The organism is Saliterribacillus persicus (genome assembly GCF_003337485.1).
Taxonomy (GTDB): Bacteria; Bacillota; Bacilli; order Bacillales; family Amphibacillaceae; genus Saliterribacillus; species Saliterribacillus persicus.
On sequence record NZ_QPJJ01000012.1, the window covers coordinates 25411 to 37846 of the forward strand.

General features: G+C 33.2%; 14 protein-coding genes. All 14 read left to right on the forward strand.

Features of this window, described 5'->3' with window-relative positions; all coding sequences use genetic code 11:
• The first annotated feature begins 32 nt into the window (after nt 1-32).
• The 14 genes from DFR57_RS13490 to DFR57_RS13555 all read left to right on the forward strand — a co-directional run bounded on the left by DFR57_RS13490 (nt 33) and on the right by DFR57_RS13555 (nt 12301).
• A complete protein-coding gene (locus DFR57_RS13490; RefSeq protein WP_114353739.1) occupies nt 33-254 on the forward strand; it encodes a DUF4227 family protein in 222 nt (73 codons plus the stop codon).
• An 11-nt stretch (nt 255-265) separates the two neighbouring features.
• The gene (xerD, locus tag DFR57_RS13495; protein ID WP_114353860.1) at nt 266-1153 is read left to right on the forward strand and encodes a site-specific tyrosine recombinase XerD; all 888 of its coding nucleotides are present in this window, start codon (nt 266-268) and stop codon (nt 1151-1153) included.
• Nucleotides 1154-1268: 115 nt separating this feature from the next.
• Nucleotides 1269-2441 (forward strand): phosphopentomutase, encoded by a 1173-nt coding sequence (gene deoB / locus DFR57_RS13500; protein WP_114353740.1) that lies wholly within the window; start codon nt 1269-1271, stop codon nt 2439-2441.
• Nucleotides 2442-2460: 19 nt separating this feature from the next.
• Complete coding sequence (locus tag DFR57_RS13505; protein WP_211315368.1) at nt 2461-3288, forward strand: purine-nucleoside phosphorylase; 828 nt, start codon at nt 2461-2463, stop codon at nt 3286-3288.
• A 17-nt stretch (nt 3289-3305) separates the two neighbouring features.
• Nucleotides 3306-4610 (forward strand): pyrimidine-nucleoside phosphorylase, encoded by a 1305-nt coding sequence (locus DFR57_RS13510; protein WP_114353742.1) that lies wholly within the window; start codon nt 3306-3308, stop codon nt 4608-4610.
• Nucleotides 4611-4782: 172 nt separating this feature from the next.
• Entirely contained in the window at nt 4783-5976 is a 1194-nt protein-coding gene (locus DFR57_RS13515) for a D-alanyl-D-alanine carboxypeptidase family protein (RefSeq protein ID WP_114353743.1), read from the forward strand.
• Nucleotides 5977-6074: 98 nt separating this feature from the next.
• Nucleotides 6075-6428 carry an anti-sigma F factor antagonist gene (spoIIAA, locus tag DFR57_RS13520; RefSeq protein WP_114353744.1) on the forward strand — a complete coding sequence of 118 codons (354 nt, stop codon included), beginning with the start codon at nt 6075-6077 and terminating at the stop codon, nt 6426-6428.
• On the forward strand, nt 6425-6865 hold the full coding sequence (gene spoIIAB / locus DFR57_RS13525) for an anti-sigma F factor (protein WP_114353745.1): 441 nt from the start codon (nt 6425-6427) through the stop codon (nt 6863-6865). Before spoIIAA ends, spoIIAB begins: the two co-directional genes overlap by 4 nt.
• Nucleotides 6866-6873: 8 nt before the next feature.
• On the forward strand, nt 6874-7623 hold the full coding sequence (sigF, locus tag DFR57_RS13530; RefSeq protein WP_114353746.1) for an RNA polymerase sporulation sigma factor SigF: 750 nt from the start codon (nt 6874-6876) through the stop codon (nt 7621-7623).
• A gap of 206 nt (nt 7624-7829) precedes the next feature.
• The gene (locus DFR57_RS13535) at nt 7830-8441 is read left to right on the forward strand and encodes a stage V sporulation protein AA (protein ID WP_245937473.1); all 612 of its coding nucleotides are present in this window, start codon (nt 7830-7832) and stop codon (nt 8439-8441) included.
• On the forward strand, nt 8434-8871 hold the full coding sequence (locus tag DFR57_RS13540; protein ID WP_114353748.1) for a stage V sporulation protein AB: 438 nt from the start codon (nt 8434-8436) through the stop codon (nt 8869-8871). Before DFR57_RS13535 ends, DFR57_RS13540 begins: the two co-directional genes overlap by 8 nt.
• A 34-nt stretch (nt 8872-8905) precedes the next feature.
• The gene (locus DFR57_RS13545; RefSeq protein WP_245937474.1) at nt 8906-10378 is read left to right on the forward strand and encodes a spore germination protein; all 1473 of its coding nucleotides are present in this window, start codon (nt 8906-8908) and stop codon (nt 10376-10378) included.
• Nucleotides 10379-10548: 170 nt separating this feature from the next.
• Entirely contained in the window at nt 10549-11847 is a 1299-nt protein-coding gene (gene lysA, locus DFR57_RS13550; protein WP_114353750.1) for a diaminopimelate decarboxylase, read from the forward strand.
• Between the two features lie 19 nt (nt 11848-11866).
• Nucleotides 11867-12301: a peptidylprolyl isomerase gene (locus DFR57_RS13555; protein ID WP_114353751.1), complete on the forward strand. Its 435-nt coding sequence runs from the start codon at nt 11867-11869 to the stop codon at nt 12299-12301.
• Nucleotides 12302-12436: the final 135 nt, after the last annotated feature.

Consider the following 12436-nt stretch of genomic DNA (forward strand, 5'->3'; position numbering starts at 1 on the left):
AAATTCTAATAGAAGGAATTCTATTAGGAGTGATGACTTTGAAGGCCAAATTACTAATATTAAAAGACATAATTAAATTAATGATATTATTTGTATTGTGTACTTTCTTATTTTATTATGCTATCAAAATGATGCACCATGAATATCAAAACCTTGATAATCCTGCCCCAAGTGGAAATGCAGTTAAAGTAGTTCAACAAGAAGACAATGCTATCATCGAAAGATTGTCTATTTTTTTTCGATTAGGAGAATAGAAATGAAAGAAATGGAATATCCAATGGATGAATTCTTTCACTATTTGCAGATAGAACGGGGTTTAGCTGTTAATACGTTAAAATCCTATAAAAGAGATTTACGTATATATTATTTATATTTAAATAAACAGCGCCAAATAAGTAAATGGGAAAAAGTTGATAGAAATGATGTATTACAATTTTTGTATCATTTAAATGATACAGGGAAATCTACTGCATCTATTGCGAGAATGTTATCTACTTTACGATTATATCATCAATTTTTAATCAGAGAATTTCAATACAAGGAAGATCCAACATTACATATTGAAACACCAAAGAAAAAACGATCCTTACCTAAAGTTTTGTCTATGACAGAAGTTGAGAAACTATTAGAACTTGCACAAACTGATCCCCTATCGCTAAGAAATAAAGCGATGCTAGAAATGATGTATGCAACAGGTTTACGTGTGTCTGAATTAGTGGATCTAAAAATGAACGATTTACATCTAAGCATGGGATTTGTTCGATGTTTAGGAAAAGGTGATAAAGAAAGAATTGTACCATTAGGCGAACATGCTACGAGTGCTTTAAGCACGTATTTGAATGATAGCAGAGCGCAATTAGTTAAACGAAAGACTAGTGAGTATTTATTTGTTAATCATCATGGAAATCACTTATCCAGGCAAGGATTCTGGAAAATATTAAGACAAATTACGAAAGAAAAAAATATCCAAAAAGAAATTACACCACATACGTTAAGACACTCATTTGCAACCCATTTACTCGAGAATGGAGCAGATTTAAGAGCTGTTCAAGAAATGTTAGGACATGCAGATATATCCACTACACAAATTTACACACATGTGTCTAAATCAAGGTTAAAAGACGTCTATAAAAGCTATCATCCAAGAGCTTAATATTTTAACACGGTCTTTACTAAAATTAGATCGTGTTTTTTATTTAATTTTATTAATATTTTTTTGCATAATCACGCATAATGAAGGGTAATGAGAATAGAGGAGGGATTATTACATGAATAATTTTAATCGTGTTTTTTTAATTGTAATGGATTCTGTTGGAATCGGAGAAGCGCCTGATGCTGAACAATTTAATGATAAAGGTGCAGATACCTTAGGTCACATAGCTGCAGAAGTAAATGGCTTAAATATGCCTACTATCGGTAAACTAGGGTTGAGTAATATAAGGGAAATTAAAGGAATAGACAAAGCAGATACGCCTAAAGCTCATTATACTAAGATGCAGGAAGCCTCTTTAGGAAAAGATACAATGACAGGACACTGGGAACTAATGGGGTTATATATTGATACTCCTTTTCGAACTTTTGAGACTTTTCCGGATGAATTAATTCAAATGATCGAAGAAAAAAGTGGAAGAAAAGTGATAGGAAATAAACCAGCCTCTGGAACAGAAATTATTAAAGAATTAGGACAAGAACACATGGATACTGGTGCACTAATTGTCTATACTTCGGCAGATTCTGTGTTACAAATTGCAGCACATGAAGATATTGTTCCTATAGAAGAGCAATATGAAATCTGTGAATATGTAAGAGAAATTACATTAGATGAAAAGTATATGATTGGACGTATTATAGCTAGACCGTTTATCGGAAATCCTGGAGCTTTTGAACGAACGTCAAATCGACATGATTATGCGCTGAAACCTTTTGGTAGAACGGTTATGAATGAATTAAAAGATAGCAATTTTGATTGTTTAGCTATTGGGAAAATTAATGATATATATGATGGAGAAGGCGTTACGAAAGCCATTCGTACTACTGACAATGATGATGGCATGGATAAGCTGATTAAATCAATGGATGAAGATTTTACAGGGTTAAACTTTTTAAATTTAGTAGATTTTGATGCTAAGTTTGGACATCGCAGAGATCCGGTGGGGTATGCGAAAGCATTAGAAGATTTCGATAAACAATTACCGGATGTATTGAAAAAATTAAAAGATGACGACCTTTTAATTATAACTGCAGATCATGGTAATGATCCAGTTCATCATGGGACAGATCATACAAGAGAATACGTTCCCTTATTAGTACATTATAAAGGAATCGAAAAAGGTATGGAGCTCCCTATTAGAACTACATTTTCTGACGTCGGTGCAACCGTTGCGGATAATTTTAAAGTTACAATGCCAAAGTATGGGACAAGCTTTTTAGATAAGTTATAAAGAAGAAAGGATGATAAATATGGATAAAAATAAAGTAGCAGAAGCAGCCAGCTATTTAACAGAAAATATGAAATCTTCACCCGAAATTGGACTTATATTAGGTTCAGGCTTAGGTGTTTTAGCTGATGAAATAGAAAATGCTATCGTGATCGAATATAATGATATCCCTTATTTTCCAATGTCTACTGTTGAAGGACATAAAGGGCAGCTAGTTATTGGAACCATTGAAGGAAAAGATGTTATTGCCATGCAAGGGAGGTTTCACTTTTATGAGGGATATTCCCTTCAGGAAGTCACCTTTCCGATACGGGTCATGAAACAAATTGGTGTGGAAAATCTGATTGTAACTAATGCTGCAGGAGGAATTAACGAAAAACTTAATCCTGGTGATCTTATGCTTATCGAGGACCATATTAATAATTTAGGCACAAATCCTTTAATTGGTAAAAATGATAATGAGGCAGGAGATAGATTTCCGGATATGTCTCAGGCTTATGACCGCGAGCTAATCGATTTTGCAGAAAAGATAGCTGGAGACATTGGTTTAAATACTAAAAAGGGAGTCTACGTGGCTAACACTGGACCATCATATGAAACCCCAGCGGAAGTAAAAATGCTACGAACGTTAGGCGGTGATGCAGTTGGTATGTCAACTGTTCCTGAAGTTATTGTAGCAAAACACATGAAAATGGGTGTAATTGGCATTTCTTGCATATCCAATATGGCTGCTGGAATTCTTGATCAGCCTCTTAGTCATGAGGAAGTAATAGAGACAACAACAAATGTGAGAAGTGATTTCCTTCGTTATGTGAAAGAACTCATAAAATCTTTTCCAGATTCTAAATAATGAAAGGAGAGATAAATATGCGAATGGTTGATATTATAGCAAAAAAAAGAAATAATGAAGAATTAACAAAAGAAGAAATAGAATTTTTTATTAAGGATTATATGAGTGAGAAAATCCCTGATTATCAGGTTTCCGCTTTAATGATGGCTATTTATTATCAAGGAATGACATCATCAGAAACTGCGATCTTGACGCAGGCAATGGTTGAGTCTGGAGATCAAATAGATCTTTCCTCAATAAAAGGACATAAAGTAGATAAACACTCAACAGGTGGAGTGGGCGACAAAACCACTTTTATTGTAGCTCCTTTAGTAGCAGCAGCTGGAATACCTGTTGCAAAGATGTCTGGTAGAGGATTGGGTCATACCGGTGGAACTATCGATAAATTAGAAGCTATTCCTGGCTTTCGTGTTGAATTAACAAATGATGAATTTTTATCTACTGTTAATGAACATAAATTAGCCGTGGTTGGACAAACCGGAAATTTAGCTCCAGCTGACAAAAAGCTTTATGCATTGAGAGATGTAACTGCAACAGTAGATTCTATTCCTTTAATTGCAAGCTCTATTATGAGTAAAAAGATAGCATCAGGTGCTGATAGCATTGTGCTTGACGTTAAAACTGGTTCTGGAGCTTTTATGAAGACGCTCGAAGATTCAAAAGCTCTAGCACACGAAATGGTAAGTATTGGTAACAATCTTGGCCGAAATACTGTAGCTGTAATCAGTGATATGAATCAGCCCTTAGGCTATGAGATTGGGAATGCGAACGAAATAAAAGAAGCGGTAGAAGTTTTACAAGGCAAGAAAGTAAATGACTTACGCACATTAGGACTAGAGTTATCTGCACATATGACAATTCTTGCAGGAATTTACTCCACGTATGAAGAAGCAATAAAAGCATTAGAAGAACTGATAGATAATGGAAGTGCACTTGAAGCTTTTAAAGGTTTTATAAAAGCTCAAGGTGGAGATATTTCTGTTATAGATGATCTTTCTAAATTACCACAAGCAAACTTTGAAATTGAAGTAAAAGCTAAGTCAACTGGGTTTGTTCATGAAATAGATGCAGAGTCTGTTGGAGTTGCTGCCATGTATTTAGGTGCGGGCAGGGCGACTAAAGATGATCAAATTAATCATTCCGTAGGTATAACTTTAACGAAGAAAATTGGCGATAAAGTTGAAGATGGTGAAGTAATTGCTATTCTTCATGCAGATAAGGAAGATGTTACAGATGTAGTTGATAAAATGTTACAGGCTTATACGATTGAGGATAAGCAAGCAGTGCCAAATAAAATGATTTATGAGGTAATACGAGATTAGTTTAATACATCTAAAAAAACAAACGCAAAGAGCGACTTCATTTAATTATGAAGTCGTTTTTTTTGTGTTTAATGAAAGATATACGGATAAAATGGGAATTAATTTTAACTCTTTTGTTATAGAAGCTGTTAAATTTGGAGAAACTATTAAACATCAATCATGGAGGTGGATCATGTTTAATATTAAAGGGGTTAGCAAATTTTTTGTATTACTTTTCATCATTGCATTTTTACACCTAATTACACAACAAGATGTAAATGCCCAAGTGACTTCTACAAATACAAAACAACCTGAATTAGCGAAGGATGCAAAGTCGGCTATATTAATTGAACAAAGGACTGGAGCGATATTATATGATAAAAAAGCCCATCAAGTGCTTCCTCCAGCGAGTATGACTAAGTTAATGACACTTTTGTTGATAATGGAAGAATTGGATAAAGAAACAATAACATTAGATGAAAATATACGCGTAAGCGAACATGCCGCTTCAATGGGTGGTTCACAAATATTCCTTGAAGCTGGAGAAGAAATGAAAGTAGAAGACTTACTTAAAGGTATTGCAATAGCCTCTGCAAATGATGCTAGTGTTGCATTAGCTGAAAGAATAGCAGGAACTGAAGATGCTTTTGTAAAAAAAATGAATCTTAAAGCAAGAGAGTTGGGATTAGAAAATACGAATTTTAAAAATCCAACAGGACTACCTGCTGCTGAGCATAAAAGTACAGCCTATGACATGGCAATCATCGCTAAGGAATTACTTAATTATAAAGAAATAACTTCCTACACGGGCAAGTATGAAGACTACTTACGAAAAGGACAAGAAAATGAATTTTGGCTTGTTAATACGAATAAATTAGTGAAGTTTTACGATGGAGTTGATGGTTTAAAAACTGGATATACAAACGAAGCGAAGTACTGTTTGACTGCTACAGCCAATAAGAATAATATGCGAACCATTGCGGTTGTTATGGGAGCTGAAACATCCAAAGAAAGAAATCAAAGTGTATCAACTTTACTGGATTTTGCCTACCAAAATTATGAAGCCATAAAGCTCTATGAAAAAGGAGATAAAGTAACTGATTTAAAAATATTAAAAGCAAAGAAAAACAATTACGATGTAGTTTTAAAAGAAGACATATTTTTAATTCGCAAGAAAGAGGAGAAAAACAACTCATACGAAACGAAATGGGAGCTCAGTAAGAATATCGTTCCCCCATTACAGAAAGAAGAAAAAATAGGTATGTTAGGTATATTCCAAGATGGAAAAAAGATAGGAGAAGGGGAATTAATAGTAGAACAAAAAATAGAAAAAGCAAATTTAATTCAATTATTCAGAACAAGCATGCATGAGTTAATGTTGCGATAATTGTAATTAAGTGGGTTGTTTTTTCTAGTTTTGTCGACTTGCAGGATTTATCGAGCAAAAAAAAGAAACCTAATTTATAAAGCGAGGAGGGAATATGTATGAATTTATCTATGCAGTTTGTAAGAATGGAGAATGTCTTAGTCCTTAGATTGGAAGGGGAGCTAGATCATCATGCAGCTATTGAATTAAGAGCAGCTTGGCAAGAACAAATTAGGGTTCATAAGATTCAGCATACGATTTTAAATTTAGAAAATTTGCATTTTATGGATAGCTCAGGATTAGGTGTTATTTTAGGGCGTTATAAGGAATTAAAGCAGTTAAATGGAGAGATGGTAATTTGCTCAATAAATCCTGCTGTAAGAAGATTATTTGATATGTCCGGCCTGTTCAAAATTGTCAGATACGAATCTAATGAACACTTTGCTTTATTAAGTTTGGGGGTTGCATCATGAATAATGAAATGAATATTACATTCAAAAGTATTAGTGCAAATGAAGCTTTTGCTCGCATTTCTGTTGCTGCTTTTGTATCCTCTTTAGATCCTACTTTAGAAGAAATTAATGAGATAAAAACCGTTGTTTCAGAGGCTGTAACGAATGCAATTATCCACGGTTATGAAGAAAATCCGCATCAAACTATAGCTATCACTTGTACACTGTCTGAGGATAATTTAACTGTTATTATAGAAGATTTTGGTTTAGGAATAAATAATATAGATTTAGCTAAACAACCATTATATACATCCAAACCAGAATTAGAAAGATCTGGAATGGGATTCACCATTATGGAAAATTTTATGGATAAGGTAGAAATTCACTCTGTACCTGATGAAGGAACAAAAGTAACGATGGTAAAAGAATTTAAAAAAAGTAAAACGTTGTGCAATTAGGTGAGTATATGAAAATAGATACATCAATCACCTATAAATCAATGAATGATTATGACGTAAAAAGGCTAATAAAGCAAAGTCAATCAGGAGACCAGGAATCAAGAAATTTTTTAGTTGAACAAAACGTAAAGCTTGTATGGTCAGTAGTTCAGCGCTTTTTAAATCGAGGATATGATAGTGAAGATCTTTTCCAAATTGGATGTATAGGTTTGTTAAAATCCATAGATAAATTTGATTTAAGCTATGATGTAAAATTTTCAACCTATGCTGTTCCGATGATTATTGGTGAAATTCAGCGATTTATTCGAGATGATGGAACGATCAAAGTTAGTCGTTCTTTAAAGGAAATCGGAAACAAAGTAAGAAGGAAAAAAGAAGAGTTAACAAAGATATATGGGCGTAATCCAACTATTCATGAAATTGCAGATCAGCTCCAATTAAGTGTGGAAGATATTTTGCAAGCAGAAGAAGCGATGCGCTCACCCCAGTCCATTCACGAGACTATATTTGAAAATGATGGTGATCCAATAACTTTATTGGACCAGATTGCAGATACTGACAAACCTTGGTTTGATAAATTCATCATGGAAGAAGTAATAAAAAAATTAAATGATAGAGAAAGACTAATTGTTTATCTTAGATATTATAAGGATAAAACGCAGACTGAAGTAGCTACTCGGTTGGGAATCTCACAAGTACAGGTTTCAAGATTAGAGAAAAAAATATTAGAGGACATTAAGCAGGAATTGTTAGAGTAGAGTTATAAAATTTCAGATTAATAAATATATACATTAATCACTTTATTTAGATTCAAAGATTAAAAAGCATTTTTTATCAAATATGATAAAAGATGCTTTTTTATATTTCTTTTTTAAATGCTTAAACCACCTATGTATGAATTTATTTTTATTTCACATACTAAAGCTTAACATTTCAAAAGCTTAGATGGATGAGGTGGATTCTCTTGAACCAGAAAATTTATATAAGGCTAAAAAAGAAAATTAGAATGAAAAAAAAAGGAATGCTCTATTTAAAAGACGTCTCTTTCATAACTGGTGATAGTGATTTAATGAAAAATATAGCGCTTCTTCCAATTTATCAAGTAGAGGATAAGGATAAAAATGTAGTTGTATTAGATCATTACCAGCTATTAAAACATATACTTTCTGTTCACAAAAATATAACAATAGAATTTCTTGGGCCTACACAAGTTATTATCGAAATTATAAAAGACAACAAAAAAATGCCTGTGTTAAACATTATAATTATTTGGATTTTATTATTTATTGGTTCAGCGATGGCTATTATGAATTTTCATTATGATGTGAGCATGCAGCCGGTGCATCAACAGTTATTTTTTTTACTTACAAATAAGGAAGTAGCTCAACCATTATGGATACAAGTTCCGTATTCTATTGGATTAGGCGTAGGTATGATTCTATTCTTTAATCATATTTTCAGAAAAAGAATAAATGAAGAGCCCAGTCCACTTGAAATTGAGATGTTCAAATATCAACAAGATTTAGATGATTACTATGTCATACATGAAAACAAGATAAATAATCCTCATGATTGAAATGATATTTGTATATGCGACATTAATTTTGATTGGACTAGGTTCTGGATTAATTGTAGGTTCAGGATATGTGGCTGTTATTACTGTACTAGGTATTATTCCACGTTTAACACAAATAAGTAAAACAAATAGAGCGTTACGTTATTATCAATGGTCAGTTATTTTTGGGGCGCTATTGGGGGTGTATTTTTCCATAACAACTATAGGTTTATCTTTACCTATATTTATTAGTATTGTTTGGGGATTTACACATGGTATTTTTATTGGAATGCTCGCTGCAGCATTGACAGAAGTTTTAAATGTTTTTCCAATATTAATGAAAAGAATAAGAATGCGGGGTAATTTATTAATCCTCTTAATGGCAATCGTACTTGGAAAAATACTGGGTTCACTATTTCACTGGGTTATTTTTGTGAATTGGATGGAGTAATAACGATAAAATTATGATTTATGAGGTGTTATCATTGAAGTCAAAGTTAAATAAAGAAAATATACATAAAAATATCAATCGAAATGAAACTTTTATTAATCAGAAGTTAGGTTTAGATGTTTCATTTGATGTAGGATTTAGAAAACAAATTATTCGTGATAAAGAAATTCAATTATATTATGTTACAGGATTAACAGATACAGCTTATATTATTGAAATTATAAAAGCACTGAATCTTATTAATGAAGAAGAAAATCAGGAGCGAGATTTGTATGATCTTGTATACAATCAATTAGTACATCAACAAGTAGAAGTCATCCATACAATGGACGAAGTGGTAGATCAATTACTTTCCGGATTAGTTATCTTATTTGTAGACGGAAGTGATACAGCATTTTGCATTGATGTTAGGCAATATCCTGGCCGAGCACCTCAAGAACCTGATACCGAAAAAGTAATTCGAGGTTCTAGAGACGGTTATACAGAAAATATAATAGAGAACACTGCACTTACTAGAAGAAGAATAAGGGATGAACGACTCAGAAATGAACTTATACAAGTAGGGGAACGTTCTAAAACTGACATATGTATCTCCTATTTAGAGGATATTGCTGATCCAGTATTAATTGAAAAAGTAAAAAAAGAATTAGATGAAATTAGCATAGATGGACTTTCGATGGCAGATAAAACAATTGAAGAATATATTGTGAAACAGGGAATGAATCCTTATCCATTAGTTCGTTATACAGAAAGACCGGATGTAGCGGCAGCACATTTGTTTGAGGGACATGTTTTGATTATGGTAGATACTTCTCCTAGTATGATCATTTTACCAACTACTTTTTTCCATCACGTTCAACATGCTGAGGAATATAGAGAAGCTCCGAGCGTAGGAACCTTTGTAAGATGGATTAGATTTTTAGGAATTATAGCTTCCATTTTTCTCCTTCCTTTTTGGCTTGTACTAGTGCAAGAACCAGAATTATTACCATCTAATCTAAAATTCATCGGACCTAATGAAGTAGGGAATATTCCTATTATAGTTCAGATTTTATTAGCCGATATTGGAATTGAATTTTTAAGGATGGCCGCAATACATACCCCAACTCCATTATCCACTGCAATGGGGTTAATAGCTGCAATATTAATTGGTGAAATTGCAATAGAAGTTGGTTTATTCAGCTCAGAAGTAATTCTTTATGTCGCAGTTAGTGCTATTGGAACTTTTGCTACTCCAAGCTATGAACTTAGTGTTGCAAATAAAATGATCAGAATCCTTCTAATATTGGTGACGTTCTTTTTTGGCTTGGAGGGATTTCTCATTGGATCAACGCTTTTTATCATCTTAATAAGTGGATTGAAATCATTAGATACCCCTTATTTATGGCCTTGGATTCCATTTAATGCAAACGCCTTAACGCAAATTTTATTAAGGATTTCCGTGCCATTATCAAAAACACGACCAAGTATTGTGAAGCCTAAGAACAATAGACGACAATCAGAGTAGAATATGATATGATTTAACTTGAATTGAGAAGAGGCTTATGATAAATTTATTTTATTAATTGTCAAAAAAATTAGTACGTAATCTTCATATTCCCCTTGTCAGATCGTAATCAACGCTATCGATCGATTACGATGATAAGGGATTTTTAATGTTAAAATGGAGGGATAATTATGCTTCACCCTTTTAAAATAAGTGAAAAGGGCCACTTAATGGTCGGTGGTGTAGATACAATCGATTTAGCAAAAAAGTACGGTACACCTTTATTTGTTTATGATGTTAGTATTATCAGAAAACATGCAAGAGCATATGTTGATACATTTAAAGAATTAGGAGTAAAAGCTCAAGTAGCCTATGCGAGTAAAGCTTTTTCATCGATAGCAATGCTACAAGTAGCAAAACAAGAAAATTTAAGCTTAGATGTTGTTTCTCAAGGAGAACTGTATACTGCACTTCAAGCGGATTTTCCCACCGAGAAGATTCATTTGCATGGCAATAATAAAAGCTATCAAGAGATCGAAATGGCAGTTGAAAATAAAATTGGATGTATAGTTGTCGATAACTTTTATGAAATTGAACTCCTAACAGAAATTTTAGAAAAACATGAGACTAAAATGGATGTTCTCATTCGTGTTACACCTGGAATTGAAGCACATACACATGATTACATTCTCACTGGTAACGAAGATTCTAAATTCGGATTTGATTTAGCAAATGGTCAAGCTGACAAAGCATTTTTAAAATTGAGTGAGCACAAATGGATTAATGTGAAAGGGTTGCATTGTCATATTGGATCACAAATTTTTGAAACAGATGGTTTTGTAATGGCGATACACCGTTTATTTGATACATTAAAATCATGGAAAAAAGTATATGATTTTCAAGCACAGGTGCTTAATTTGGGTGGTGGTTTTGGCATACGGTATACAGATCATGATGAACCATTGCCACTCGAAAATTACGCAACTGTTTTAATTGAAGAAATAAGTAAGGAAGTTAAAAAACACGACATGACTTTCCCTGAAATATGGATCGAGCCTGGACGCTCTATCGTAGGAGATGCTTGTGTTACATTATATTCTGTAGGTTCAACTAAAGAGATACCTGGCATTAGAAAGTATGTATCGGTAGATGGTGGAATGACAGATAATTTAAGACCTGCGTTGTATCAAGCAAAATATGATGCGATTATAGCTAATAAAGCAAATAATCAGAATGAAGATGAAGTTTCTATCGCTGGTAAATGTTGTGAGTCCGGTGATATGCTGATTTGGGATATTCCTTTACCAAATGTGGAAGCAAATGATATTATTGCTGTGTTTAGTACAGGAGCATACGGCTATGCGATGTCCAATCATTATAATCGTTTCCCAAAAGCTGCTGTAGTATTTTGTGAAGAGGGCATCGATAAATTGGTGATTAAGCGTGAAGATTATCAAGATGTAGCAAAAAATGATTTAACATATGTATAAATTTTAGGAGGAAAAGAAAATGAAAACAGCTATTATTGAGTTTGAAAATGGAGAAAAAATCGAAATTGAAATGTTTGAAGATGCTGCGCCGAACACCGTGGGTAATTTTGAAAAATTAGCAAATAGTGAATTTTATGATGGAGTTGTATTTCACCGTGTTATCCCTGGATTTGTTGCTCAAGGTGGAGATCCAACTGGAACAGGTGCTGGTGGACCAGGCTATAGTATAGATTGTGAAACAGAAGGAAATCCTCATAAACATGTTGCTGGTTCATTATCAATGGCGCATGCAGGAAAGAACACAGGAGGAAGTCAGTTTTTCCTAGTACATGAGCCACAGCCTCATTTAGATGGTGTACACACTGTTTTTGGACAAGTTACAGAAGGTTTGGACACTGTCTTAAGAATTCAGCAAGGTGATATTATGAAGAAAGTACGTGTAAATGAAAAGTAATTCTTAGTAAAGAAAAGTGAGTCTATTGGACTCACTTTTCGCATTTATTTTCATAGTATATTTTTATATAAGTGGGTGTTAATTTTTGAAGCAAAAGAAAAAGAATTGGATTTTATTCTTTATATTACTCCTCAT